The sequence below is a fragment of the Citrobacter sp. Cb004 genome (assembly GCF_030337065.1).
Classification (GTDB): domain Bacteria; phylum Pseudomonadota; class Gammaproteobacteria; order Enterobacterales; family Enterobacteriaceae; genus Citrobacter; species Citrobacter braakii.
Genome location: NZ_JAOWCH010000066.1, coordinates 279,038 through 304,314, shown reverse-complemented (window position 1 = coordinate 304,314; position 25,277 = coordinate 279,038). Strand labels below are relative to the sequence as shown.

The window sequence follows — 25,277 nt, the reverse complement described above, 5'->3', positions numbered from 1 at the left end:
ATTTTAGTGAAAAATCACTGCGCAATCAGGGCAAACATCATATTTTGTGCGAATAGCCTCACGAGGAAAACATGAGACTCTGGTTAGTACGTCATGGCGAAACCGAAGCCAATGTCGCTGGTTTATATAGCGGCCACGCCCCCACACCGCTAACGGAACGGGGGATCGCTCAGGCGCAAACGCTGGGTACGCTGTTACGCAATGTCCCTGTCGACAACGTTCTGTGCAGCGAACTGGAACGCGCCCGCCATACAACGCAGTTGATTCTGGCGGAACGTGAAGTTCCTGTGCGCAACATGCCTGAGCTTAATGAGATGTTTTTTGGTGACTGGGAAATGCGTCACCATCGCGATCTGGCGCGCGAAGACACCGAAAATTACGCCGTGTGGTGTAACGACTGGCAGAATGCGACGCCCACCAATGGCGAAGGTTTTCAGGCGTTTTCCCAGCGAGTGGAACGTTTCATTGCCCAGCTTGCTGATTATAAAGCGTGCCAAAATCTGCTGGTGGTGAGTCATCAAGGCGTGCTGAGCGTGTTGATCGCCCGTCTGCTGTCCATGCCCGCTGCGGCAATGTGGCATTTCCGCGTCGAACAAGGCTGCTGGAGCGCAATTGATTTTTGTGACGATTTTGCGGTTCTGAAAGTGCTTAACAGCCGGGCCGTATGGCGCGACGGGGAGTGAAAGCGCTGTTTTTTATGCCGAAGGGCCTCTCTCCCATTGACACCCCATGACAGGCTGTTATTCTCCGCAGCCTGACTTTTCCCGCCCTTCAGAGCTTTGCAGAAATTGTTTTACAAAAATGGCGATGCATTCTGTGGCGTGGGGTGGGATGATAGCGCACTTCACAAGCGCATTCGGAGACATTTGTCCCGATATCGCCTCTGGTTCAGGTATACTAACAGACGTTTTTAACTCTTTTCACCCAGGGGGAACACTTGCAGGGTAAAGCACTCCAGGATTTTGTAATCGACAAAATTGATGACCTGAAAGGTCAAGACATCATCGCCTTAGACGTTCAGGGCAAATCCAGCATCACTGATTGCATGATTATCTGCACCGGTACATCCAGCCGTCACGTTATGTCTATTGCAGACCACGTGGTTCAGGAGTCCCGCACTGCTGGCCTGCTGCCGCTCGGCGTGGAAGGCGAGAATGTCGCTGACTGGATCGTCGTTGACCTCGGCGATGTGATTGTCCATGTGATGCAGGAAGAGAGTCGTCGCCTGTATGAACTGGAAAAACTCTGGAGTTAATGCGTGAAGCTGCAACTTGTCGCTGTGGGTACGAAAATGCCTGACTGGGTACAAACCGGATTTACCGAGTATCTCCGTCGGTTTCCGAAAGATATGCCCTTTGAGCTGATCGAAATCCCGGCAGGAAAGCGCGGCAAGAACGCGGACATCAAACGCATTCTCGACAAAGAGGGTGAGCAGATGCTGGCTGCCGCAGGCAAAAACCGCATCGTCACCCTTGATATCCCGGGTAAACCCTGGGACACGCCGCAGCTGGCGACCGAACTGGAGCGCTGGAAACTGGACGGTCGTGACGTCAGCCTGTTAATTGGCGGGCCGGAAGGTCTCTCTCCTGCCTGTAAAGCCGCAGCGGAACAAAGCTGGTCACTCTCTGCATTAACCCTTCCACACCCTCTTGTTCGGGTTCTGGTTGCGGAGAGTCTGTACAGGGCGTGGAGCATTACCACCAACCATCCTTATCACCGTGAGTGATCATTGATTCTTGAGTAGATTAAGCAGCGGATGAAACTACAGAATTCTTTTCGCGACTATTCGGCTGAGTCCGCGCTGTTTGTGCGCCGGGCGCTGGTCGCTTTTTTGGGGATTTTGCTGCTAACCGGCGTGCTGATCGCCAACCTTTATAATCTGCAAATCGTTCGCTTCACTGATTATCAGACCCGTTCGAACGAAAACCGCATCAAACTGGTGCCTATCGCGCCGAGTCGCGGCATCATTTATGACCGCAACGGAATTCCTCTCGCCCTTAACCGCACCATTTATCAGATAGAAATGATGCCGGAAAAGGTAGACAACATTCAGGATACCCTCGACGCGCTGCGTAACGTCGTAGACCTGACGGACGACGATATTGCTGCCTTTAAAAAAGAGCGCGCCCGTTCACACCGTTTCACCTCTATTCCGGTAAAAACCAACCTGACTGAAGTTCAGGTCGCACGCTTTGCCGTGAATCAATATCGCTTTCCTGGGGTCGAAGTTAAAGGCTATAAACGCCGCTATTACCCATACGGCTCTGCGCTGACCCACGTAATTGGCTACGTATCGAAGATCAACGATAAAGACGTAGACCGCCTGGACAAAGACGGCAAGCTGGCTAACTACGCGGCAACGCATGACATCGGCAAGCTGGGTATTGAACGCTATTATGAGGACGTGCTTCACGGCCAAACCGGGTATGAAGAAGTTGAAGTGAACAACCGCGGCCGCGTCATTCGCCAGCTGAAAGAAGTGGCGCCGCAGGCCGGGCACGATATCTATCTCACCCTTGATTTGAAACTCCAGCAGTATATTGAAACGCTGCTGGCGGGCAGTCGTGCCGCCGTGGTGGTTACCGACCCGCGTACCGGTGGCGTTCTGGCGCTGGTATCTATGCCGAGCTATGACCCGAATCTGTTCGTGGATGGTATCTCCAGTAAAGATTATTCCGGGTTGCTCAATGACCCGAACACCCCCTTGGTTAACCGCGCCACACAGGGTGTTTACCCCCCTGCTTCGACGGTTAAACCTTACGTTGCGGTTTCTGCGTTAAGCGCAGGCGTCATCACCCGCAATACCGGCCTGTTCGATCCGGGCTGGTGGCAGCTACCGGGCTCTGAAAAACGTTACCGCGACTGGAAAAAGTGGGGGCACGGCCATCTGAATATCACCCGCTCTCTGGAAGAGTCCGCGGATACGTTTTTCTATCAAATCGCCTATGATATGGGGATTGACCGGCTTTCCGAGTGGATGAGCAAATTTGGCTACGGCAAATATACGGGCATCGATCTTGCCGAAGAGCGCTCCGGCAATATGCCAACCCGCGAGTGGAAGCAAAAACGGTTTAAAAAGCCATGGTATCAGGGTGATACCATTCCCGTCGGCATCGGCCAGGGTTACTGGACAGCAACCCCAATCCAGATGAGTAAAGCGCTGATGATCCTTATCAACGACGGTTTGATAAAAGTCCCGCATCTGTTGATGAGCACGGCAGAAAACGGCAAGCAGGTGCCGTGGGTACAGCCGCACGAACCGCCCGTTGGCGATATTCATTCTGGTTACTGGGAAATCGCGAAAGACGGTATGTACGGTGTTGCGAACCGCCCTAACGGAACTGCGCATAAGTATTTTGCTGGCGCGCCTTACAAAATTGCGGCGAAATCCGGTACCGCGCAGGTCTTTGGCCTGAAAGCTAATGAAACCTATAACGCACATAAGATCGCCGAGCGTTTACGTGACCACAAGCTGATGACGGCCTTCGCCCCCTATGATAAACCCCAGGTCGCTGTCGCCATGATCCTTGAAAACGGCGGTGCGGGTCCGGCGGTGGGTACCATTATGCGCCAGATCCTTGACCATATTATGTTGGGCGACAACAACACCAATCTGCCTGCGGAAAACCCAGCGGTTGCAGCAGCGGAGGACCAATAATCGTGACGGATAATCCGAACAAAAAAACATTCTGGGACAAAATCCACATCGATCCCACAATGTTGCTTATTTTGCTGGCTCTGCTGGTTTACAGCTCACTGGTCATCTGGAGCGCCAGCGGCCAGGATATTGGCATGATGGAGCGCAAAGTCGGCCAGATCGCAATGGGCCTGGTCATCATGGTAGTGATGGCGCAAATTCCCCCCCGGGTGTATGAGGGCTGGGCGCCCTATCTCTATATCTTTTGCATCATTCTGTTGGTAGCGGTAGACGCCTTCGGCGCCATTTCCAAAGGTGCGCAGCGCTGGCTGGATTTGGGTATCGTGCGTTTTCAGCCATCTGAAATTGCCAAAATCGCCGTGCCGCTGATGGTTGCGCGCTTTATTAACCGTGACGTTTGCCCACCATCGCTAAAAAATACCGCCATTGCGCTGGTGCTGATTTTTATGCCCACGCTGCTGGTCGCCGCCCAACCAGACCTCGGCACTTCAATTCTGGTCGCCCTTTCCGGTCTGTTTGTCTTGTTCCTTTCTGGTTTGAGCTGGCGCTTAATCGGCGTTGCGGTGGTTCTGGTCGCAGCGTTTATCCCGATACTGTGGTTCTTCCTGATGCATGATTACCAGCGTCAGCGCGTCATGATGCTGCTCGACCCGGAAACCGATCCGCTGGGCGCGGGTTATCACATAATTCAGTCTAAAATTGCTATTGGCTCCGGCGGGTTACGCGGCAAAGGCTGGCTGCATGGTACACAATCGCAGCTTGAGTTTTTACCCGAACGCCACACCGACTTTATCTTTGCTGTCTTAGCGGAAGAGCTGGGTCTGGTGGGGATCTTGATTCTGTTGACGCTCTACATTTTGCTGATTATGCGCGGATTATGGATCGCTGCCCGCGCGCAAACCACCTTTGGTCGCGTCATGGCGGGTGGCTTAATGTTGATATTATTCGTTTATGTCTTCGTAAATATTGGTATGGTGAGCGGTATTCTGCCCGTGGTTGGGGTTCCACTCCCACTGGTCAGTTACGGAGGCTCGGCACTTATCGTGCTGATGGCCGGGTTCGGGATTGTTATGTCGATCCACACCCATAGAAAAATGTTGTCGAAAAGCGTGTAAGGGGTACGCAATGCGTAAGCAGTGGCTTGGTATCTGCATCGCAGCAGGAATGCTCGCGGCGTGTTCGAGTGATGATGGTCAGCAACAGGTTGCTGTCGCGCCGCAGCCTGCGGTGTGTAATGGTCCGATTGTTGAAATCAGCGGGGCCGATCCGCGCTTTGAACCCCTGAACCCAACGGCGAATCAGGACTACCAGCGTGATGGTAAAAGCTACAAAATCGTGCAGGATCCCTCCCGCTTTAGCCAGGCCGGACTTGCCGCTATCTATGATGCGGAACCAGGAAGCAACTTAACCGCGTCTGGCGAAGCGTTCGACCCGATGCAGCTGACCGCTGCGCATCCGACGCTGCCTGTCCCCAGCTATGCCAGAATTACCAATCTGGCGAACGGCAGGATGATCGTCGTGCGCATTAACGATCGCGGGCCTTATGGCAACGATCGCGTGATTTCACTTTCGCGCGCCGCAGCCGATCGTCTGAACACCTCCAACAACACTAAAGTGCGTATCGACCCAATCATCGTCGCCCAGGATGGTTCATTGTCCGGACCGGGTATGGCTTGTACCACGGTCGCGAAACAAACTTATGCCTTGCCTGCGCGTCCTGATTTAAGCGGTGGCGGCAATATGGGAAGCATGCCTTCGCCATCGGATGCAGGTCAGCCGCAAGGCGATATTCGTCCGATCAGCAATTCCACGCTGAAAAGCGATGATCCAACCGGTGCGCCAGTAAACAGCAGTGGATTCCTCGGTGCGCCAACCACGCTCGCATCAGGCGTGCTGGAAAGCAGCGAGCCGACTCCGGTGCCGCAATCGACAACCACCGCACCGGTCACGTCAACCGCGCCGGCAACAACACCAGCAGCCGTCACAGCCCCTGCGCCTGCGGCAACTGCGCCTGCGGCAACTGCCAACGGACGCTATGTGGTTCAGGTTGGCGCAGTCAGCGAGCAGTCGCGCGCGCAGCAGTATCAAAAGCGTTTAAGCCAGCAGTTTGGCGTTCCTGGCCGGGTGGTACAAAACGGCGCAGTCTGGCGTATCCAGATGGGGCCGTTTGCCAGCAAAGCTGAAGCCTCCACATTGCAGCAGCGTCTTCAATCCGAGGCGCAATTACAGTCCTTCATCACCGGCGTGTAATAACGTAAATCAGGTATCTGAACTGTCAGTTTCTGTAAATGACATTAACAAAGTCACGCGGAAAGTCAGATGCCTGCCAGTTATGCATTTGCTATAGTAGGGCACTTTTTTTAATTTCATCACGGACGTCGTAGTTCAGACCATGAAGACCACTTTTTCCGCTCGTTTCGTGCAGCGTATGGCGCTCACCGCGGCTCTCTGCGCAGCCTCTCTCTCTGCTGCTCATGCCGATGACCTGAATATTAAAACCATGATCCCGGGTGTTCCGCAGATCGATGCGGAGTCGTATATCCTGATTGATTACAATTCAGGTAAAGTTCTGGCAGAACAGAACGCAGACACTCGCCGCGACCCCGCCAGTCTGACCAAAATGATGACCAGCTACGTCATCGGCCAGGCGATGAAAGCCGGGAAATTCAAAGAAACCGATCTGGTCACCGTCGGCAATGACGCATGGGCTACGGGCAACCCGGTCTTCAAAGGTTCATCGCTGATGTTCCTCAAGCCAGGCATGCAGGTTCCTGTTTCTCAGCTGATCCGTGGTATTAACCTGCAATCCGGAAACGACGCGTGCGTGGCGATGGCAGACTTCGCAGCCGGTAGCCAGGATGCTTTCGTCGGCCTGATGAACAGCTATGTGAATGCGCTGGGCCTGAAAAACACCCACTTCCAGACCGTTCATGGTCTCGATGCTGACGGTCAGTACAGCTCGGCTCGCGACATGGCGATGATTGGTCAGGCTCTGATTCGCGACGTGCCTAACGAATACTCTATCTATAAAGAAAAAGAGTTCACTTTTAACGGCATTCGTCAGTTAAACCGCAACGGCCTGCTGTGGGATAACAGCCTGAATGTCGACGGTATCAAAACCGGTCACACCGATAAGGCTGGCTATAACCTCGTTGCATCCGCAACCGAAGGCCAGATGCGTCTGATCTCCGCCGTTATGGGTGGTCGCACCTATAAAGGCCGAGAAACCGAAAGTAAAAAACTGCTGACCTGGGGCTTCCGTTTCTTTGAAACCGTGAACCCGTTGAAAGTGGGTAAAGAATTTGCCTCAGAACCCGCCTGGTTTGGTAACACCGATCGTGCGTCGTTAGGCGTTGATAAAGATGTCTACCTGACCATTCCGCGCGGCCGCATGAAAGACCTGAAAGCCAGCTATGTGTTGAACACCACTGAACTGCACGCCCCGCTGCAGAAAAACCAGGTTGTCGGCACTATCAACTTCCAGTTGGATGGCAAAACCATTGAACAGCGCCCGCTGGTGGTGCTGCAGGAAATCCCTGAAGGCAACTTCTTTGGGAAAATCATTGATTACATTAAATTAATGTTCCATCACTGGTTTGGCTAAAAATCGAACACTTGAAAGTGTGATTTACGTCCCCATATACTAGGTATCCAGATAACTCCCACGCGCAGTGGGAGTTATTATTTTTTGATGTAACGCCGGAGCTGACATGAAAACCAAACTTAACGAACTGCTTGAATTCCCTACTCCATTTACTTACAAAGTAATGGGGCAGGCGTTGCCTGAGCTGGTTGATCAGGTGGTTGAAGTGGTACAGCGCCATGCGCCAGGTGATTACTCTCCGACGGTAAAACCGAGCAGCAAAGGCAACTACCACTCGGTCTCAATCACCATCACTGCTACACACATTGAGCAGGTTGAAACGTTGTACGAAGAATTAGGCAATATCGATATCGTACGCATGGTGCTGTAAAAACCTGTCGGTTACCCGCTGCATCCCCGCTCGGGTAACCCCTCCCCCCTGTGATATACTTTTCCCCTCTTTAACATTCTCTACGGAGATGCCGTTTTGTATCAGGATAAAATTCTGGTCCGCCAGCTCGGTCTTCAACCTTACGAGCCAGTCTCTCTGGCCATGCATGAATTTACCGATACCCGTGATGAAAACAGTCATGATGAAATCTGGCTGGTAGAGCATTATCCTGTCTTCACCCAGGGTCAGGCAGGTAAAGCTGAGCACGTATTGATGCCGGGAGATATTCCGGTGATCCAGAGCGATCGTGGCGGTCAGGTGACCTACCACGGGCCAGGCCAACAGGTTATGTATGTGCTGTTGAACCTGAAGCGTCGTAAACTTGGCGTTCGCGAACTGGTTACGTTGCTGGAGCAAACCGTCGTGAATACCCTTGCCGAAATCGGCATTGACGCCCACCCGCGAGCCGATGCGCCTGGCGTATATGTGGGTGAGAAGAAAATCTGTTCTTTGGGATTACGTATCCGTAAAGGATGTTCATTTCACGGCTTAGCGCTCAACGTGGATATGGACTTGTCACCTTTCCTGCGAATCAATCCTTGCGGTTATGCCGGAATGGAGATGGCGAAAGTATCGCAGTGGGATAGCACAGCCACGACCGAGAGCATTCGCCCCCGCCTGCTGGCCAACATCTTCGCACTGTTGGGTAACCCACCGTACGAGTACATCGCGGACTGAAAATACGGTCATACTTTGCCACGGCATATGTTGTGGCAAATGGCACAAAACAACAACTATTTTACATTTTGCCAGCCTGTCAGGCTGCTTTCTGGCCCGTTTCAATGATATACTGCGTATCACTAATTCAAAAATAGTTGATAAATGCAACATTCCCTTGAATTGAAACGCTTTCCTTCGTAATTCGCAACTGGAACACGCAAGCTATGAGTAAACCCATTGTGATGGAACGCGGTGTTAAATACCGCGATGCCGATAAGATGGCTCTTATCCCGGTAAAAAATGTGGCAACAGAGCGTGAAGCTCTGCTGCGTAAACCGGAATGGATGAAAATAAAACTGCCAGCGGACTCCACTCGCATCCAGGGCATCAAAGCGGCAATGCGCAAAAATGGCCTGCACTCTGTCTGCGAAGAAGCTTCCTGCCCTAACCTGGCTGAATGTTTCAATCACGGAACAGCAACCTTTATGATCCTCGGCGCAATCTGTACTCGCCGTTGCCCATTCTGTGACGTTGCCCATGGCCGTCCGGTTGCTCCTGACGCCAACGAGCCGTTAAAACTGGCTCAGACGATTGCAGACATGGCGCTGCGCTATGTCGTGATTACCTCCGTTGACCGCGACGATCTGCGTGACGGCGGCGCTCAGCACTTTGCTGACTGCATCACCGCGATTCGTGAGAAAAGTCCGTCGATTAAAATCGAAACGCTGGTGCCTGACTTCCGTGGTCGTATGGATCGCGCGCTGGATATCCTCACAGCCACACCGCCGGACGTGTTTAACCACAACCTCGAAAACGTACCGCGTATTTATCGTAATGTACGCCCTGGGGCTGACTACAACTGGTCGCTGAAGCTTCTGGAACGCTTTAAGGAAGCGCACCCGGAGATTCCGACCAAATCGGGTCTGATGGTGGGTCTGGGTGAAACTAATGCTGAAATCATTGAGGTCATGCGCGACCTGCGCAGCCATGGCGTGACCATGCTGACGCTGGGGCAGTATTTACAGCCAAGCCGCCATCACCTCCCGGTTCAACGCTATGTAAGCCCGGATGAGTTCGATGAGATGAAAGCAGAAGCCATGGCTATGGGCTTTACCCACGCTGCTTGCGGTCCATTCGTGCGCTCTTCATACCATGCTGACATGCAGGCCAAAGGGCTGGAAGTGAAGTAATCGTGTAATACTCACTTACATATCAGCAATAAAAAACCGGCAAATCGCCGGTTTTTTTTCATGCAGAGTTTGCAGAATTACTCTTTATGAGAAAGCTTCTCAGCCTGAACGCTACCATCAGCCTCTTTCTTGGCATCGGCATTATCGTCGTTCATTGCTTTCTTGAAGCCCTTGATTGCCGTCCCCAGGTCTCCACCCAGAGTACGTAACTTCTTGGTACCAAACAGCAGAACAACCAGTGCGGCAACCACCAGCAGTTTGGTAATACTAATCTCACCCATAGATACCTTCTTGACTTAAACCAGGCTACATAAAGCGCCATATTAACCTGAGAATATTAACGGCCTTTCGACGCGCGCACACAATAGCAATCTGTAACAAGGTGAATCAAGCCTTGTTTAAAAAAACGTCATAATAATTGCGGTGGCGCAAAGCGTCGGTTACTTAACACCGGAAGTTGTGCCCTGACCTGCCTGACCCGCTCGGCGGAAACCTCGGCCATAATGAGCGCGGGCGTTTCAGCCGCCGCCGCAATAGTCACGCCAAAGGGATCGATGACCCGGCTTTGGCCGATATTCTTGTTGCCGCATTCTCCGGCCGCAACCAGATAACACGTGGCATCCAGCGCTCTTGCCGCCAAAAGCGTGGCCCAATGATGCTCTTTTAACGATCCCCGCACCCAAGCCGCAGGTAAAACGAGAATCTCAGCCCCCTGCAACGCATGCGCCAGCGCCAGCTCAGGGAAGCGCAGGTCATAGCAGGTCATTAGCCCTACTTTTAATCCGCCTACGTCCAGCAGCGGCGCTATGGCGTCCCCTGCATCGACATTACATGACTCCTGAATCGAAAAGGCGTCATAGAGATGTAATTTAGCGTAATGGGCCACTACCCGACCAGCCCGTAGCGCCACCAGCATGTTAAATGCCCGGCCTGGCACAGAGGGAACATGAATCGTCAGGATTGTCGTCATCTCATTTTGTGCGCTTTCTCGCAACAAACGCGTCAGAAACCCACCTTCCAAAAGCTGAGCTGATTTCACTGACAGGTCAGGGTCTAAATCGTCACGCGCCAGCAATGCCTCCGGTAATACCAGTAGCGACGCCCCCTCTCCTGCAGCCTGAGACATCAGTAAGGCGCAGGTTTCTGCATTTTTTTCCCATGAAGGTCCCACGGCAAATTGCCCTGCTGCAACGAACATATTCCCTCCAGAAAACTTTGTTAAGCTCGCCAACAACAATTATTCAGCGTTACACTCACCCTCTATACAATCAAATAGCAGGATTACGCAGTGTTACAACTCCTTTTAGCAGTTTTTATCGGTGGTGGTACAGGTAGCGTAGCAAGATGGATGTTGAGTATGCGGTTTAACCCGCTGCATCAGGCCATTCCATTCGGTACGCTGGCTGCAAACTTACTTGGCGCATTTATCATTGGTATGGGTCTGGCATGGTTTAATCGCATGACAAATATTGACCCAATGTGGAAGGTGCTGATTACTACTGGCTTTTGCGGGGGACTGACAACGTTTTCCACTTTCTCTGCTGAGGTAGTGTTTTTACTGCAGGAAGGACGCTTTGGTTGGGCTATGGTGAATGTACTGGTTAATCTGTTGGGATCATTCGCGATGACCGCTCTGGCATTCTGGTTGGTATCTGCCTCTCCCGCACATTGAAGCGAAAAAAACCCGCAATTAAGCGGGTTTTGAATGCTTGCTGTCGTATGCTTACAGAGCGATTACGTTTGCAGCAGAAGGGCCTTTGGCACCGTTAGTGATTTCGAACTCTACACGCTGACCTTCAGCCAGAGTTTTAAAACCATTGGTCTGGATTGCAGAGAAGTGTACGAACACATCTTTGCTGCCATCTTCCGGAGTAATGAAACCGAATCCTTTGGACTCATTAAACCACTTAACGTTACCTTTAATCTTAGACATCAAAATTACCTTTACATGAAAAATAGACACAAATGCTGTGTCGGGTATCAGTACAACAATTGTGGTGCACTTTGTCCAGTCGAACTTTATCAAAAAGTGATAAATGTCGCGTTATTTTTCAGTTAAACTTCCTATCACTATGTTTTTAAAAGACTTTACAATAAACCACCTGACAATACAGGTAGTCCATCAAAACTGGAACCGCATCCACGCAAAGTAGACGTTGCCGTTGTTATACGTTCCAGGAATGTAGGTCATCTGAAACGTTGCCGGACCATAACCAATTGATGCCAGCGGTAACAGCACCGGTACCGGAATGTAGTTCCAGTTATCACGCGCGGTGAAACCGGCGGTAAAGCCGAGACCTGTATGGAAGTTTTCATCAGCCAGCGGTCGCCAGGTTTTTTCCCAGCCATAGCCGCCAATGGGTTCCCATTTATTGTAGGAATCCTTAAACGCCATGATATAAAGTCCGTGCCAGTTACCTTTATCATCCCAACGGGATTGACCAAATCCTGCACCCCACGGCCGTTCATTGTAGCGATCCGTTTTTTCTTTATCGTAGGCAAAACGCGCATGCCAGGTAATAGCAGGTACATACAGATCATAATGTTCCGGCTGCTGCCAGGTTTCACTGACATTATCTTTAAAAGTAGCAAACCAGCCTTTATCTTCAGCAGCAGCCTGGGAAGTGAAAGCTAACTGAATAAAAATAAATGAAAAAATGAGAAAATATCGTTTAGCGAAAATCACAACTTAATTACCATCCTGGGATTTATTATTAATTTTAGCAAACCCAACCTTAATGTCAGCTTAACAAAAATGCGCAAATAAAAAATCAGAATATTCCTCAGCCTATAAGTTATCCCTTTATTTACTGAGCCATTTCATAGGAACTATTTTCTCTTTATTGCCAATAAATTGTGCTTTCCTGCGGCGAGAGTTAAATAACATCACAATAAATTAACAATAAGTCATCAATATCACCACTAAACACACACACCAACGCTGCGCTTCACAGTTTTTTATTGTGATATTGTTTTTTTAATCGCGATGATGAAAAAACGGCTTAGCCATCGCTTGAATCCGTATTTTTATTGATTTCAATCAGCAAGAGTTATCGGTTTATTAGGCACATTCTGTCACCACTTTTTACTTTTTTTAGTTTTTTAACTTTCTGGGCAGCAATGCGACAGGGGAAACAATGTTGACATTTATTGAACTCCTTATTGGGGTTGTGGTTATTGTGGGTGTAGCGCGCTACATCATTAAAGGTTATTCCGCGACAGGCGTACTGTTTGTCGGCGGTCTGGTTTTGCTGATTATCAGTGCGTTGATGGGCCATAAAGTTTTGCCGTCTAGCGCAGCAACGACGGGCTATACGGCAACAGACATTGTTGAATATATTAAAATTTTGCTGATGAGCCGTGGCGGCGATCTCGGCATGATGATTATGATGCTGTGTGGTTTTGCCGCCTACATGACGCATATTGGCGCGAATGATATGGTGGTTAAGCTGGCCTCTAAGCCGCTGCAGTATATCAATTCACCTTATCTGCTTATGATTGCCGCCTATTTTGTCGCCTGCCTGATGTCCCTGGCGGTCTCTTCAGCAACCGGTCTGGGCGTATTGCTGATGGCGACATTGTTCCCGATCATGGTTAACGTTGGGATTAGCCGTGGCGCCGCAGCGGCCATTTGCGCCTCCCCAGCCGCTATTATTCTTTCGCCAACATCCGGTGATGTAGTGCTGGCTGCAAAAGCCGCGGAAATGCCGCTGATCGATTTCGCGTTTAAAACCACGTTGCCAATTTCCATTGCCGCCATCATTGCTATGGCGATTGCCCACTTTTTCTGGCAGCGTTATCTGGATAAAAAAGAGAACATTTCTCATGAAATGTTAGATGTGGCTGAAATTACCACTACCGCCCCGTCGTTTTACGCCATCTTGCCATTTACCCCGATCGTTGGCGTCCTGATTTTCGATGGGAAATGGGGCCCACAGCTGCATATCATTACGATTCTGGTGCTGTGCATGCTCATCGCTGCTGTGCTGGAGTTCGTACGAGGATTCAACACCCAGAAGGTTTTCTCGGGTCTGGAAGTCGCCTACCGTGGTATGGCGGATGCCTTTGCTAATGTGGTGATGCTGTTAGTCGCGGCGGGCGTTTTTGCCCAGGGTCTGAGCACAATCGGCTTTATTCAGAGTCTGATTTCTATCGCCACCTCGTTTGGCTCCGCGAGCATTATTCTGATGCTGGTACTGGTGATCCTGACTATGCTGGCGGCAATGACCACGGGGTCCGGTAACGCACCTTTCTATGCTTTCGTTGAGATGATCCCGAAACTGGCGCACTCTTCTGGTATTAACCCGGCTTACCTTGCTATCCCGATGCTGCAGGCATCAAACCTTGGACGCACAATCTCTCCGGTCTCCGGTGTGGTTGTTGCTGTCGCAGGGATGGCAAAGATCTCTCCGTTCGAAGTAGTGAAACGTACCTCGGTTCCGGTTCTGGTTGGACTGCTGGTTGTGATTATCGCAACTGAAGTGATGGTGCCGGCGACGTCCGCCCTGATTGGCGGTTAACGATAACTGTCAGTATCTGACCTTGATACGCAAAATCATTTAAGCTGCATCAAGACGGCAAGTGAAGACATCCCCAGTACCATAGATAATTATGTGCCTGGGGTTTCTTCACGCAGCCCACAAAGAGGCAGCTTCAAGGATGACGTGAATTAGCCGCCGTGATAAATACGCTGCGGCCTCCCCACCTTACCGTGAATAATCTCCGCAATAATCAAATGACGGCTGGCACAGTACTCCAGGTAGCGCCTGGAGGTGGTACGGCTGATAGTGAGCGCCTGGGCGATCGTTTCCGCAGTATGATGTACCGTCGGATCGGCAAATAATTTCAACACCGCATTCAGCGTTAACGCATCAATTCCGGTCGGCAAATCGCCTTTCGGTTCGCCGCGCGCATAAGCATTAAACATTTCATCAATCTGCTTTTGACTGGCGCTGTCATTACCGGCCAACATGCGTCTGCGCTGTTGATAACGCGTCAGCGTCTGTCCCAGGCGCTCGTAGGCAATGGGTTTAACCAGATAATCAAACGCGCCGCTGCGCACGGCCTCGGAGACCGTTTCCATGTCGCTGGCCGCCGTGGTAAACACCACGCCGCCCGGATAACGCGTCTGGGTTAGTTCATGCAACAACGTAATTCCCTTGCCGTCCGGCAAGTAGTTATCGAGCAGAATCAAACCGGGCTTAAAACGCTCAATCATCATCCTCGCTTGCGCAAGATTACCCGCCAGCCAAATCTGGCTGAAGCCGGGTATATGGCGGATATATTCAGCATGCATTTCCGCCAGTAGCGTTTCATCCTCAACGATCAATAGCGTTAATGGTTCCGTCATTATTTTTTTTCACTTTCGGAAGAAATAAAGAAAATAAGGTGCCGCAGGGGGAGTTATCTTCGAGTGTAATCACCCCGTTACAGCGCCTCACATAACTTGCAATCAGATACAAACCGATGCCATGTTCACCTGGTTCATCGGTACGGGTGCTCACACCCTGTTCAAATATTTTTTCACGCAATGCTTCCGGTACACCGCATCCCTGATCGGCAACTTCGATGATCACGTCATCCCCTTCATCGCTCAAATAGAGTTCGACGATCTTGTTGCCTTGCTGGGTGCGCAAGCTCGCTTCAAATGCATTATCAAGCAGATTGCCAACAATTGCTGCAAACTCTGTGCTATCCAGCCCCTCAGGGAGTTGATGCAGTTGACTGCCAGGAACGATAGTCATAGTGAGGCCCAGTTCACGTGCACGCTGCACCTTGCCAAACAACAGACCGGCTACCTGACGATCGGCAAACGCGCCACGCAGGCTGTCAATCAGTTGCTGTTGCGCCTGCGACTCCCCCTGCACCATTGCCAGCACCCGGTCATACTCTTTCATTTGCAGCAGGCCATTAATGGTCGACATCCAGTTAAGGTGTTCATGACGCAGCGTTCTCAGGCTCTCTACATACTGTTTGATCTGCGTTAATTGCGCATTAAGAGTAGCAATTTCATCTTTACTACGAAAACTGATGATTGCCCCAAGCAGTTCATCGCCGGAGCGAATCGCCTCACGGTTAGCGATAACGCTCAGGCCATTAAAGTTCACCATCGCGTCCTGTCGTTTTTCCGCAATCTGCTGGGTGAAAAAGTCAGTCGGCTGAACCACCTCACTAACCGGTTTTCCAAGCCACTTTCGTCCAGGCGAAGACAGTCCCAGCATTTTCCTCGCGCTGCGGTTTATTGCGGTGATATACCCATCAGGGTCCACGGCGATCAAACCTTCATATACCGAGCTGAATAGCGCTTCCTGCTGACGCACTACCCGCGCAATTTGCTTAGGCTCCATCCCCAACATCTGCCGGCGAATATGGGCGGCAAATAACCAGGAGAGCAGCATAAGTACCAGCAACAGCAGGATAAACACCCCTGCCATTGGGAGTAAAAAGTCCGATCGCCAGCTATCGATTTTACTGATCAGATAGCCAATTGAGACCACGCCAATGATTTTGCCATCGTCATCAAAGATGGGCGTTTTGGCGCGCATCGCCATCCCAATCGACCCTTTGCCGGTAATAAAGTAACTTTCCCCTCTTTCCAGCGCGCCGGGTTTGGTGAACTGCATCGGGTAGCCAATTTTTTCCGGATTTGGGTGGTAAAGGCGGACAGAATTGGTATCCCCGATAACCACATAGTCGAAGTCAGTCCCGCTCTGCAGTTTGTCGGCAATGGTCGCCAGACGCTTGTAATCACGATGCTTCACCGCCGCGATGATACTGTCGTTAGAGGCGATGATTTTGGCCTGGTTCATCGCCATATCACGGACATGCGTTGCCAGATAATCTTCAAAACTGGCGGTAAAGTATTGTGCTAACGCGGCGATAATAAAAACAGAAACGACCAAAATAAGCAGAAAGATACGCAATGGAAACGCCAGACTGCGAAAAAAAGGAAACCGTGTTTTATTTTTCTGCTCTGCCATATTTCTTCCTCAGCGACGATACCCGAAACTTATTTCTCATTGTAGTTGTAATAAAAATGTTTTATTTGCAAGTCGCGGTATAAAACAGGATCGTTGCAGATTCCCCACCTTAAATCAATTAAACAAATTAAAACCACACGCTATTTCGGAGTTAAATTAATTAAAAAACTTAAAACCATAAAACACATTAAAACCTTCTAACTTATTGTGAAATAAATCAAAAATTACCTCCAAAATACTCCTTACGATGTATGCAGCAGGGAAAAAAAGAAATACTCCGTAATAAAAAAACATTCCCTTCAATTGCAAACAAGAAGTTATCAGGTTGCTAAACAGAGCAACAAAAACAGAAACCCAGTAACAAATATAGCATCGGGGCTCTATTCACTATGTTCGGTAATAATATATTCACGCAAGTTAAACGCTCAGAAAATAAAAAGATGGCGGCTATCGCGCAATTTCTGAAAGAGAATGATTTGAGCGTTGATACAACTGTCGAAGTATTTATCACCGTCACCCGTGATGACCGCCTGATTGCCTGCGGCGGCATTGCCGGCAATATCATAAAGTGCGTCGCCATCTGCGAATCCGTAAGGGGTGAAGGCTTAGCGCTGACGCTGGCGACCGAGTTAATCAACCTCGCCTATGAGCGCCACTGTACTCACCTCTTCATCTATACCAAAACCGAGTACGAGTCGCTGTTTAAGCAGTGCGGTTTTTCTACGCTGACCAGCGTTCCCGGCATTATGGTGCTGATGGAAAACAGCACCACACGTCTGAAACGCTACGCTGAATCACTGGCGAAACAGCGCCATGAAGGGAAAAAAATTGGTTGTATCGTCATGAACGCCAACCCCTTCACCAACGGACATCGTTTTCTGATCCAACAAGCAGCCGCGCAATGTGACTGGCTGCATCTGTTTTTGGTGAAAGAAGATACCTCGCGTTTTCCGTATGAAGACCGACTGGATCTGGTGCTTAAAGGGACAAAAGACATTCCACGTTTAACCGTTCATCGCGGTTCGGAATACATCATTTCCCGCGCCACATTCCCGTGCTACTTCATCAAAGAGCAGAGCGTTATTAACCACTGCTATACCGAAATAGACCTGAAAATCTTCCGCCAGTATCTGGCCCCGGCTCTTGGCGTCACGCACCGCTTCGTCGGTACCGAGCCGTATTGCACCGTCACCTCCCAGTACAACAACGATATGCGCTACTGGCTGGAGACCCCAACGCTTCCCGCCCCACCGATTGAACTGGTGGAAATTGAGCGGCTGTGCTTCCAGGAGATGCCGATTTCTGCCTCCTGGGTGCGCAAGCTGCTGGTTAAAAAAGATCTCACGGCTATCGCATCCCTGGTCCCTGACGCCACGCTGCACTATCTGCAAAGCATGGTTGAGCGGGCCTCATCGGGTGCGGCAGTCCGCCAAAATACCCCCGCATTAGCAACAGGTGAAAAATGAAAATAAACCAGGCAGCCGTCGCAGGCACACTCGAGTCCGGTGATGTGATGATTCGCATCGCCCCACTCGATTCGCAGGATATTGACCTGCAGGTTAACAGTAGCGTCGAAAAGCAGTTCGGTGATGCCATCCGCGCCACCATTCAGGACGTTCTGTCCCGCTACAACGTACGCGGCGTGCAATTAAATGTTGATGATAAAGGCGCACTGGACTGCATTTTACGTGCGCGACTGGAAGCACTACTGGCCCGCGCTGGCGGTATTCCTGCACTGCCATGGGAGGATTGCCAGTGATTAGTGAATCTTTGCAGCAACGTAAAACCCGTACCCGCCGCAGCATGCTGTTCGTACCGGGCGCCAATGCCGCCATGGTCAGCAACTCGTTCATCTATCCGGCAGATGCGCTGATGTTCGACCTGGAAGACTCCGTCGCGCTGCGCGAGAAAGATACTGCTCGCCGTATGGTGTACCACGCGCTGCAGCATCCGCTGTATCACGACGTTGAAACTATCGTGCGCGTAAACGCCCTCGACTCCGAATGGGGCATTAACGATCTCGAAGCCGTGGTACGCGGCGGCGCTGACATCGTGCGTTTACCGAAGACCGATACCGCGCAGGACGTCATCGACATCGAAAGCGAAATCCTGCGTATCGAGAAAGCCTGTGGCCGTGAGCCCGGCAGTACCGGTCTGTTAGCCGCCATCGAATCGCCGTTAGGCATTACCCGCGCGGTAGAAATTGCCCACGCCTCCGAGCGCCTGATCGGTATTGCACTGGGTGCGGAAGATTATGTGCGTAACCTGCGTACTGAGCGCTCTCCGGAAGGGACTGAACTGCTGTTTGCCCGCTGCTCTATTTTGCAGGCGGCACGCTCTGCCGGCATTCAGGCGTTCGACACCGTTTATTCCGATGCCAACAACGAAGCGGGTTTCCTGCATGAAGCCGCACACATCAAGCAACTGGGTTTTGACGGTAAGTCGCTCATCAACCCGCGTCAGATCGAGCTCCTGCACAACCTGTACGCGCCGACACGCAAAGAGCTGGCTCACGCGCGCCTGGTCGTGGAAGCCGCTGAAGCCGCCGCTCGCGAAGGCCGTGGCGTAGTTTCCCTGAACGGCAAAATGGTCGACAGCCCGGTTATCGAGCGCGCCCTTCTGGTTATCTCCCGTGCAGAACTTTCCGGCATTCGCGAAGAATAAGGCAAAAAAATGACGCAGAAAATCGAACAGTCTCAACGCCAGGATCGCGTGGCGACCTGGAGCCGTCATGCAGAAAGTGAGCTTTCCGCTTATCAGAGCACCGCAAAAGTAGAATTACAGGCGCAAAAACCGCGCGACAAAAAGCTGTGCGCTAACCTGGAAGACGCCATTCGTCGTTCAGGTTTACAGGATGGCATGACCATCTCTTTCCACCACGCTTTTCGCGGTGGCGATCTGACGATTAACCTGGTGATGGACGCCATCGCCAGAATGGGCTTTAAAAATCTGACGCTGGCCTCCAGCTCCCTGAGCGACTGCCATGCTCCGCTGGTTGAGCACATCCGTCAGGGCGTGGTCAGCCGTATTTACACCTCCGGGCTGCGTGGCCCGCTGGCGGAAGAGATCTCCCGTGGCCTGCTGGCCGAGCCTGTGCAGGTCCACTCCCATGGCGGCCGTGTACACCTGGTGCAAAGTGGCGAACTCAGCATTGATGTGGCGTTCCTCGGCGTACCGTCCTGTGACCAGTTTGGTAACGCTAACGGCTATACCGGTAAAGCGTGCTGTGGTTCACTGGGCTATGCCCGCGTCGATGCCGAAAATGCAAAACAGGTTGTCCTGCTGACTGAACAGCTGCTGACCTATCCACATAACCCGGCCAGCATTACGCAGGATCAAGTGGATCTGATTGTACAGATCGATCAGGTCGGCGATGCGGACAAAATCGGTGCTGATGCGACACGCATGACCACCAACCCGCGTGAACTGTTAATCGCCCGTAGCGCGGCAGACGTCATTGCTAACTCCGGTTACTTCAATGAAGGCTTCTCACTGCAGACAGGAACCGGCGGCGCTTCTCTGGCCGTTACTCGTTTCCTGGAAGACAAGATGCGCAGCCGCGATATCCGTGCTGACTTCGCGCTGGGCGGCATCACCGCTACCATCGTTGACCTGCACGAAAAAGGCCTGATTCGCAAACTGCTGGACGTACAGAGCTTTGACCGTAACGCGGCTGAGTCGCTGGCCCGCAATCCAAACCACATTGAGATCAGTGCCAACCAGTATGCCAACTGGGGCTCAAAAGGCGCCTCCGTCGATCGTCTGGACGTCGTGGTGCTGAGTGCGCTGGAAGTTGATACCAGCTTCAACGTTAACGTACTGACCGGTTCTGACGGCGTACTGCGCGGCGCATCCGGCGGTCACTGCGATACTGCGGTTGCCGCTGCGCTTTCCATCATTGTCGCTCCGCTGGTTCGCGGACGCATCCCGACGCTGGTTGATAACGTCCTGACCTGCGTAACCCCGGGCTCCAGCGTAGACATCCTGGTCACTGACCACGGTATCGCCGTTAACCCTGCGCGTCCGGAACTGGCTGAACGTCTGAAAGAAGCCGGTATGAAAGTGGTGTCCATTGAATGGCTGCGCGAACGTGCACAGCAGCTCACCGGTCAGCCACGCGCTATCGAATTCACCGACCGCGTGATTGCCGTTGTGCGTTACCGCGATGGCTCGGTGATTGACGTTGTGCATCAGGTGAAGGAATAAGCCATGCGCCTGCTCCCTGAACACGCCACCCAACACGCGGTTTCGATTCCCGAGCTGCTCGCCAGCCGGGATGAGAGACAAGCAAGGCAACATGCCTGGCTGACGCGTCATCACGCGCCACTGGTCTCATTTACCGTGGTCGTACCGGGTCCGATTAAAGACAGCGCATTAACCCGTCGCATCTTTAATCACGGCGTAACCGCCCTGCTCGCGCTGGCGGAAAAATCCACCTGGATTATCAGGGAGCAAACGGCGCTGGTTTCTGCCAGCGGTCCGGAAGGTCTTTTGTCTATTGAGGCCCCTGCCCACGATCTCAAGCTCGCCACGATTGAACTTGAGCATTCACATCCGCTGGGACGGCTATGGGACATCGATGTCCTGACCCCTGAAGGGGAAATTCTGTCCCGACGTCATTTCGCACTCCCTGCCCGCCGCTGTCTGCTGTGCGAGCAAAGCGCTGCCGAATGCGCGCGGGGTAAAACCCACGCGCTTTCCGACTTACTCTCTCAGATGGAGGCTCTGCTGCATGATGCCGATTCCCGCAACATCAACCAATAACGCAGTCCTTCCTCTGGATCTGCCTGACGCTTACGCAACGCTTGCGTGGCGGGCCATGTTGACTGAAGTCAACCTGTCGCCCAAACCGGGTCTGGTGGATCGTATTAACAACGGCGCACATAAAGATATGGCGCTGGAAGATTTTCATCGCAGCGCTGAGGCAATTCAGGCCTGGCTGCCGCGTTTTATTGAATATGGGGCGTTTAGCGCACAGCTGTCGCCTGAAGATGTGTTGAAAGGACTGCGCCCACTGGGCATGGCCTGCGAAGCCGATATGTTTCGCGCCACCGAGGGGGTAAACACCCATAAAGGGAGCATCTTTTCACTGGGGTTGCTGTGTGCCGCCATTGGCCGCCTGCACCAGCTCCAACTGACTGTTACCGCTGAAACCCTTTGCTCTACGGCAGCAACATTTTGCCGTGGCCTGACCGAGCGCGAACTGCGCCAGAACAATCAACAACTCACGGCTGGCCAACGTCTTTATCAGCAACTGGGATTAACCGGCGCACGGGGCGAAGCCGAAGCGGGATACCCGCTAGTCATCCAGCATGCCCTGCCGCACTACCGCGCACTGCTGACTCAGGGCCGCGATCCTGAACTGGCGCTACTCGACACATTATTGCTGCTGATGTCTATCAATGGCGACACCAACGTGGCTTCACGTGGCGGCGCAGAAGGTCTGCGCTGGCTACAGCAGCAGGCCACAACTCTTTTGCAGCAAGGGGGGATTCGCACCCCTGCCGATCTCGAATACCTGCGCCAGTTCGACCAACAGTGCATTGAACGCAACCTCAGCCCAGGAGGCTGCGCCGATCTGCTGATCGTCACCTGGTTCTTAGCTCAGATTTCACAAGTTCATCATTATCACAATTAAAGATCCTTTCCGGAGAATCACACACATGTCTTTAGCAAAAGATAAAATATGGAAATTACTGGCCCCATTGGTCGTAATGGGCGTCATGTTTCTTATCCCTGTCCCTGATGGAATGCCCCCGCAGGCCTGGCACTATTTTGCCGTTTTCGTGGCAATGATTGTCGGGATGATCCTGGAGCCAATCCCGGCAACAGCGATAAGCTTTATCGCCGTAACGATCTGCGTCATCGGCAGCAACTATCTGCTGTTTGATGCTTCAGAGCTGGCCGACCCGGCGTTTAAAGCGGGTAAGCAAGCGCTGAAATGGGGTCTGGCAGGCTTCTCCAGCACTACCGTGTGGTTGGTGTTTGGCGCGTTTATCTTCGCGCTGGGCTATGAAGTCACCGGTCTGGGTCGTCGTATCGCGCTGTTCCTGGTAAAATTCATGGGTAAGCGCACCCTGACGCTGGGCTACGCGATTGTCATCATCGACATTCTGCTGGCGCCGTTTACACCGTCCAACACCGCGCGAACCGGTGGTACCGTATTCCCGGTTATCAAAAACCTGCCGCCGCTGTTTAAATCATTCCCGAACGATCCGTCCGCGCGCCGTATCGGCGGATATCTGATGTGGATGATGGTAATCAGTACCAGCCTGAGCTCCTCTATGTTCGTTACCGGTGCTGCACCTAACGTGCTGGGTCTGGAATTCGTCAATAAAATTGCCGGTATTCAAATCAGCTGGTTGCAATGGTTCCTCAGCTTCCTGCCGGTTGGTATTATTTTGCTGATCGTTGCTCCGTGGCTGTCCTATGTTCTGTACAAGCCAGAAGTTACTCACAGTGCTGAAGTTGCCGCCTGGGCTGGTGATGAACTGAAAACCATGGGTAAACTGACGCGTAAAGAGCTGACCCTGATCGGTCTGGTTCTGCTCAGCCTGGGTCTGTGGGTCTTTGGCGGTAAACTGATTGATGCGACCGCTGTGGGTCTGCTGGCAGTCTCGCTGATGCTGGCGCTGCACGTTGTCCCGTGGAAAGACATCACCCGTTATAACAGCGCATGGAACACCCTGGTTAACCTCGCCACGCTGGTCGTTATGGCGAATGGTTTAACCCGTTCAGGCTTCATCGACTGGTTCGCCAACACGATGAGCTCGCACCTGGAAGGCTTCTCGCCTAACGCGACCGTGATCGTTCTGGTGCTGGTGTTCTATTTTGCTCACTACCTGTTTGCCAGCCTTTCCGCACACACCGCCACCATGCTGCCGGTTATTCTGGCCGTCGGTAAAGGCATCCCGGGCGTTCCGATGGAACACCTGTGTATCCTGCTGGTACTGTCCATCGGTATCATGGGCTGTCTGACTCCGTATGCAACTGGCCCTGGCGTTATTATTTACGGCTGCGGTTATGTGAAGTCCAAAGACTACTGGCGTCTGGGTGCTATCTTCGGCGTTATCTACATCTCTATGCTTCTGCTGGTCGGCTGGCCGATTCTGGCAATGTGGAGCTAATCATTCGGGTTCCCGCCTGATGAAAATGATGCCAGTCAGCTAAACCTGACTGGCATTTTTTATGATTAAATAGATGATATTCAGAATTTATATAAGTATCCGAAATCATCATGACATCAACATGGCGTTATTCTTCGCTGCTGGCAGCACTTCTGCTCCCAGTTTCTGTAGCTCAGGCCGATGAACTTCAGGCAAAACAGTACGCTGATTTTGACAGCTACGTGCTGGCCCTCTCCTGGCAAACCGGATTTTGTCAGAGCCAACACGAGAGAAATCGTCAAGAGCCCGACGAATGTCGTCTGCAAAAAGAGAGCGCGGATAAAGCAGATTTCCTGACCGTTCACGGTTTATGGCCCAGCCTGCCAAAATCCATCGCCGCCCGTGGAGTAGACAACCGCCGCTGGATGCGCTTTGGCTGCGCGACTCGCCCTATTCCCAACCTGCCTGAAGCGCGCGCCAGCCGTAAATGCGCGGCTCCCGAAACGGGCCTGTCGCTGGAAAGCGCGGCAAAACTCAGTGCCGTAATGCCCGGTGCCGGCGGGAGATCCTGTCTGGAACGTTACGAATATGCCAAACATGGCGCCTGTTTCGGTTTTGATCCCGACGCATACTTCGGCACGATGGTACGGATGAATAATGAGGTTAAGAACAGCGAGGCTGGCAAATTCCTCGCTGAAAACTACGGCAGAACCGTCAGCCGCAGCGCATTTGACGCCGCCGTCGCTAAAAGCTGGGGCAGAGAGAACGTTAAAGCCGTGAAGCTAAGCTGCCACGGCAATCCGGCCTATCTCACAGAAATCCAGTTGTCCCTGAAAGCCGACACCATTAACCAGACGTTATCCGCACAGTCATTCTTACCGCAACCGCATCCGGGTAACTGCGGTAAACAGTTTATTATCGACAAAGTGGGATACTGAAAATAACGACCGGCGCGGCAAGCTGGCGTCGGTCCATATAGTTAGCGTTTTGAACGGGCATCCGGGCGAACTAAATCAAAGCGGTGTGTTTCACTGATCGAATAATACGCCGTTGGCCCGCCCGCACGCAGTACCGGTTTTGCTTTCGCCGTCTGGTAGATGCCGCCTTCCAGTAGCGTTTCATCAATATGAATGCCCACCACTTCTCCCAGCACCAGCCAGGTTTCAACAGGCGAACCATCAGCGGTGGTCAGTTGCAGACTTTGCGATAAACGACACTCAAAATTGACCGGGCTTTGCGCCACCCGCGGCACGCTGACTATCCGACTATCTGCCTTACTAAGCCCGGCGGCAAAAAACTCATCCTCGCCGTGAGGCAAGCTGGCTGACGTTTCGTTCATTGCACTGGCCAACTCAAGAGTCGTCAGATTCCAGACAAACTCACCGGTGTCGATAATATTCTGCACGCTGTCTTTCCAGCCGCTGCTGGCGAAACCAATAATCGGCGGGTGATAATTAAAGCAGTTAAAGAAACTGTACGGTGCAAGGTTATGCCGACCGTCGCTGTCGCGGGAGGCAATCCAGCCAATAGGGCGCGGTCCAATGATGGCATTCAGCGGGTCATGCGGTAAGCCGTGTCCTTGTGATGGTTGATAGAAATACATAGCGTTCTCTGTTGAAGTTAACATCAGCGCAGCACAAATTATGCTT

At 52.1% G+C, this 25,277-nt stretch carries 27 protein-coding genes; 20 read left to right on the top strand and 7 right to left on the bottom strand.

Annotated features, from left to right (window positions below; translation table 11 throughout):
• The first annotated feature begins 71 nt into the window (after positions 1-71).
• From OGV65_RS18660 to lipA, 10 genes are all read left to right on the top strand, one after another.
• A complete protein-coding gene (locus tag OGV65_RS18660; protein WP_075846886.1) occupies positions 72-683 on the top strand; it encodes an adenosylcobalamin/alpha-ribazole phosphatase in 612 nt (203 codons plus the stop codon).
• A 254-nt stretch (positions 684-937) separates the two neighbouring features.
• The gene (gene rsfS / locus OGV65_RS18655; RefSeq protein WP_003022728.1) at positions 938-1,255 is read left to right on the top strand and encodes a ribosome silencing factor; all 318 of its coding nucleotides are present in this window, start codon (positions 938-940) and stop codon (positions 1,253-1,255) included.
• A gap of 3 nt (positions 1,256-1,258) precedes the next feature.
• Entirely contained in the window at positions 1,259-1,726 is a 468-nt protein-coding gene (gene rlmH / locus OGV65_RS18650) for a 23S rRNA (pseudouridine(1915)-N(3))-methyltransferase RlmH (protein WP_003022725.1), read from the top strand.
• 30 nt (positions 1,727-1,756) lie between these two features.
• Complete coding sequence (gene mrdA, locus OGV65_RS18645; RefSeq protein ID WP_016152233.1) at positions 1,757-3,658, top strand: peptidoglycan DD-transpeptidase MrdA; 1,902 nt, start codon at positions 1,757-1,759, stop codon at positions 3,656-3,658.
• Between the two features lie 2 nt (positions 3,659-3,660).
• The gene (gene mrdB / locus OGV65_RS18640) at positions 3,661-4,773 is read left to right on the top strand and encodes a peptidoglycan glycosyltransferase MrdB (protein WP_006685529.1); all 1,113 of its coding nucleotides are present in this window, start codon (positions 3,661-3,663) and stop codon (positions 4,771-4,773) included.
• Between the two features lie 10 nt (positions 4,774-4,783).
• Positions 4,784-5,908, top strand: a complete 1,125-nt coding sequence (gene rlpA / locus OGV65_RS18635) for an endolytic peptidoglycan transglycosylase RlpA (protein ID WP_279265168.1) — start codon at positions 4,784-4,786, stop codon at positions 5,906-5,908.
• Positions 5,909-6,050: 142 nt separating this feature from the next.
• Positions 6,051-7,262, top strand: a complete 1,212-nt coding sequence (gene dacA / locus OGV65_RS18630; protein WP_003022711.1) for a D-alanyl-D-alanine carboxypeptidase DacA — start codon at positions 6,051-6,053, stop codon at positions 7,260-7,262.
• A 106-nt stretch (positions 7,263-7,368) separates the two neighbouring features.
• Entirely contained in the window at positions 7,369-7,632 is a 264-nt protein-coding gene (gene ybeD / locus OGV65_RS18625; protein ID WP_003022706.1) for a DUF493 family protein YbeD, read from the top strand.
• A gap of 96 nt (positions 7,633-7,728) precedes the next feature.
• The gene (gene lipB, locus OGV65_RS18620) at positions 7,729-8,370 is read left to right on the top strand and encodes a lipoyl(octanoyl) transferase LipB (RefSeq protein ID WP_141874967.1); all 642 of its coding nucleotides are present in this window, start codon (positions 7,729-7,731) and stop codon (positions 8,368-8,370) included.
• A 206-nt stretch (positions 8,371-8,576) separates the two neighbouring features.
• Positions 8,577-9,542, top strand: coding sequence for a lipoyl synthase (lipA, locus tag OGV65_RS18615; protein WP_003022702.1), 966 nt, complete (start codon positions 8,577-8,579; stop codon positions 9,540-9,542).
• A 77-nt stretch (positions 9,543-9,619) separates the two neighbouring features.
• Here lipA and tatE read toward each other — a convergent pair whose 3' ends face one another.
• Together tatE and OGV65_RS18605 are read right to left on the bottom strand one after the other, a co-directional pair.
• Positions 9,620-9,823 (bottom strand): twin-arginine translocase subunit TatE, encoded by a 204-nt coding sequence (gene tatE / locus OGV65_RS18610; RefSeq protein ID WP_016152230.1) that lies wholly within the window; start codon positions 9,821-9,823, stop codon positions 9,620-9,622.
• A gap of 128 nt (positions 9,824-9,951) precedes the next feature.
• Positions 9,952-10,740 carry a deaminated glutathione amidase gene (locus OGV65_RS18605; RefSeq protein WP_141874966.1) on the bottom strand — a complete coding sequence of 263 codons (789 nt, stop codon included), beginning with the start codon at positions 10,738-10,740 and terminating at the stop codon, positions 9,952-9,954.
• A 90-nt stretch (positions 10,741-10,830) separates the two neighbouring features.
• Here OGV65_RS18605 and crcB point away from each other — a divergent pair, with 90 nt between their 5' ends.
• A complete protein-coding gene (gene crcB, locus OGV65_RS18600; protein WP_003831281.1) occupies positions 10,831-11,214 on the top strand; it encodes a fluoride efflux transporter CrcB in 384 nt (127 codons plus the stop codon).
• Positions 11,215-11,265: 51 nt separating this feature from the next.
• Here crcB and cspE read toward each other — a convergent pair whose 3' ends face one another.
• Entirely contained in the window at positions 11,266-11,475 is a 210-nt protein-coding gene (gene cspE, locus OGV65_RS18595; protein ID WP_000034825.1) for a transcription antiterminator/RNA stability regulator CspE, read from the bottom strand.
• 189 nt (positions 11,476-11,664) lie between these two features.
• A complete protein-coding gene (pagP, locus tag OGV65_RS18590) occupies positions 11,665-12,228 on the bottom strand; it encodes a lipid IV(A) palmitoyltransferase PagP (RefSeq protein ID WP_016155963.1) in 564 nt (187 codons plus the stop codon).
• Between the two features lie 451 nt (positions 12,229-12,679).
• On the opposite strand from pagP, the gene dcuC reads away from it, so the two are divergent.
• The gene (dcuC, locus tag OGV65_RS18585) at positions 12,680-14,062 is read left to right on the top strand and encodes an anaerobic C4-dicarboxylate transporter DcuC (protein WP_047501759.1); all 1,383 of its coding nucleotides are present in this window, start codon (positions 12,680-12,682) and stop codon (positions 14,060-14,062) included.
• A gap of 149 nt (positions 14,063-14,211) precedes the next feature.
• Here dcuC and dpiA read toward each other — a convergent pair whose 3' ends face one another.
• A complete protein-coding gene (dpiA, locus tag OGV65_RS18580) occupies positions 14,212-14,892 on the bottom strand; it encodes a two-component response regulator DpiA (RefSeq protein WP_016152226.1) in 681 nt (226 codons plus the stop codon).
• Positions 14,861-16,522 (bottom strand): sensor histidine kinase DpiB, encoded by a 1,662-nt coding sequence (gene dpiB / locus OGV65_RS18575; RefSeq protein WP_046274583.1) that lies wholly within the window; start codon positions 16,520-16,522, stop codon positions 14,861-14,863. Before dpiB ends, dpiA begins: the two co-directional genes overlap by 32 nt.
• 389 nt (positions 16,523-16,911) lie before the next feature.
• Between dpiB and citC the strand changes: the two genes are divergently transcribed.
• The 8 genes from citC (at position 16,912) to rna (ending at position 24,566) form a co-directional block, all read left to right on the top strand.
• Complete coding sequence (gene citC, locus OGV65_RS18570; protein ID WP_016152224.1) at positions 16,912-17,988, top strand: [citrate (pro-3S)-lyase] ligase; 1,077 nt, start codon at positions 16,912-16,914, stop codon at positions 17,986-17,988.
• A complete protein-coding gene (gene citD, locus OGV65_RS18565; RefSeq protein ID WP_286455314.1) occupies positions 17,985-18,281 on the top strand; it encodes a citrate lyase acyl carrier protein in 297 nt (98 codons plus the stop codon). Before citC ends, citD begins: the two co-directional genes overlap by 4 nt.
• On the top strand, positions 18,278-19,186 hold the full coding sequence (locus OGV65_RS18560) for an aldolase/citrate lyase family protein (RefSeq protein WP_053388581.1): 909 nt from the start codon (positions 18,278-18,280) through the stop codon (positions 19,184-19,186). The genes citD and OGV65_RS18560 overlap by 4 nt, the downstream gene beginning before the upstream one ends.
• Positions 19,187-19,195: 9 nt before the next feature.
• A complete protein-coding gene (citF, locus tag OGV65_RS18555) occupies positions 19,196-20,728 on the top strand; it encodes a citrate lyase subunit alpha (RefSeq protein ID WP_016152222.1) in 1,533 nt (510 codons plus the stop codon).
• Positions 20,729-20,731: 3 nt separating this feature from the next.
• Positions 20,732-21,286 (top strand): citrate lyase holo-[acyl-carrier protein] synthase, encoded by a 555-nt coding sequence (citX, locus tag OGV65_RS18550; protein WP_047359501.1) that lies wholly within the window; start codon positions 20,732-20,734, stop codon positions 21,284-21,286.
• The gene (citG, locus tag OGV65_RS18545; RefSeq protein WP_016152220.1) at positions 21,255-22,160 is read left to right on the top strand and encodes a triphosphoribosyl-dephospho-CoA synthase CitG; all 906 of its coding nucleotides are present in this window, start codon (positions 21,255-21,257) and stop codon (positions 22,158-22,160) included. Before citX ends, citG begins: the two co-directional genes overlap by 32 nt.
• Positions 22,161-22,185: 25 nt before the next feature.
• The gene (gene citT / locus OGV65_RS18540; protein ID WP_016152219.1) at positions 22,186-23,649 is read left to right on the top strand and encodes a citrate/succinate antiporter CitT; all 1,464 of its coding nucleotides are present in this window, start codon (positions 22,186-22,188) and stop codon (positions 23,647-23,649) included.
• Between the two features lie 110 nt (positions 23,650-23,759).
• Positions 23,760-24,566, top strand: coding sequence for a ribonuclease I (gene rna, locus OGV65_RS18535; protein ID WP_131348012.1), 807 nt, complete (start codon positions 23,760-23,762; stop codon positions 24,564-24,566).
• A gap of 41 nt (positions 24,567-24,607) precedes the next feature.
• On the opposite strand, the gene OGV65_RS18530 is transcribed toward rna, so the two are convergent.
• On the bottom strand, positions 24,608-25,231 hold the full coding sequence (locus OGV65_RS18530) for a flavin reductase family protein (protein WP_016155958.1): 624 nt from the start codon (positions 25,229-25,231) through the stop codon (positions 24,608-24,610).
• Between the last annotated feature and the right edge of the window lie 46 nt (positions 25,232-25,277).

Excerpts from the sequence above, each read along its gene's own strand:
- lipA (WP_003022702.1), top strand. The coding sequence starts at position 8,577 with ATGAGTAAACCCATTGTGATGGAACGCGGTGTTAAATACCGCGATGCC.
- cspE (WP_000034825.1), bottom strand. The coding sequence starts at position 11,475 with ATGTCTAAGATTAAAGGTAACGTTAAGTGGTTTAATGAGTCCAAAGGA.
- dacA (WP_003022711.1), top strand. The coding sequence starts at position 6,051 with ATGAAGACCACTTTTTCCGCTCGTTTCGTGCAGCGTATGGCGCTCACC.
- citX (WP_047359501.1), top strand. The coding sequence starts at position 20,732 with ATGCGCCTGCTCCCTGAACACGCCACCCAACACGCGGTTTCGATTCCC.
- OGV65_RS18605 (WP_141874966.1), bottom strand. The coding sequence starts at position 10,740 with ATGTTCGTTGCAGCAGGGCAATTTGCCGTGGGACCTTCATGGGAAAAA.
- OGV65_RS18530 (WP_016155958.1), bottom strand. The coding sequence starts at position 25,231 with ATGTATTTCTATCAACCATCACAAGGACACGGCTTACCGCATGACCCG.
- citT (WP_016152219.1), top strand. The coding sequence starts at position 22,186 with ATGTCTTTAGCAAAAGATAAAATATGGAAATTACTGGCCCCATTGGTC.
- mrdA (WP_016152233.1), top strand. The coding sequence starts at position 1,757 with ATGAAACTACAGAATTCTTTTCGCGACTATTCGGCTGAGTCCGCGCTG.
- tatE (WP_016152230.1), bottom strand. The coding sequence starts at position 9,823 with ATGGGTGAGATTAGTATTACCAAACTGCTGGTGGTTGCCGCACTGGTT.
- dcuC (WP_047501759.1), top strand. The coding sequence starts at position 12,680 with ATGTTGACATTTATTGAACTCCTTATTGGGGTTGTGGTTATTGTGGGT.
- citD (WP_286455314.1), top strand. The coding sequence starts at position 17,985 with ATGAAAATAAACCAGGCAGCCGTCGCAGGCACACTCGAGTCCGGTGAT.
- citF (WP_016152222.1), top strand. The coding sequence starts at position 19,196 with ATGACGCAGAAAATCGAACAGTCTCAACGCCAGGATCGCGTGGCGACC.
- ybeD (WP_003022706.1), top strand. The coding sequence starts at position 7,369 with ATGAAAACCAAACTTAACGAACTGCTTGAATTCCCTACTCCATTTACT.
- rlpA (WP_279265168.1), top strand. The coding sequence starts at position 4,784 with ATGCGTAAGCAGTGGCTTGGTATCTGCATCGCAGCAGGAATGCTCGCG.
- OGV65_RS18660 (WP_075846886.1), top strand. The coding sequence starts at position 72 with ATGAGACTCTGGTTAGTACGTCATGGCGAAACCGAAGCCAATGTCGCT.
- dpiB (WP_046274583.1), bottom strand. The coding sequence starts at position 16,522 with ATGGCAGAGCAGAAAAATAAAACACGGTTTCCTTTTTTTCGCAGTCTG.
- citG (WP_016152220.1), top strand. The coding sequence starts at position 21,255 with ATGATGCCGATTCCCGCAACATCAACCAATAACGCAGTCCTTCCTCTG.
- rna (WP_131348012.1), top strand. The coding sequence starts at position 23,760 with ATGACATCAACATGGCGTTATTCTTCGCTGCTGGCAGCACTTCTGCTC.
- dpiA (WP_016152226.1), bottom strand. The coding sequence starts at position 14,892 with ATGACGGAACCATTAACGCTATTGATCGTTGAGGATGAAACGCTACTG.
- citC (WP_016152224.1), top strand. The coding sequence starts at position 16,912 with ATGTTCGGTAATAATATATTCACGCAAGTTAAACGCTCAGAAAATAAA.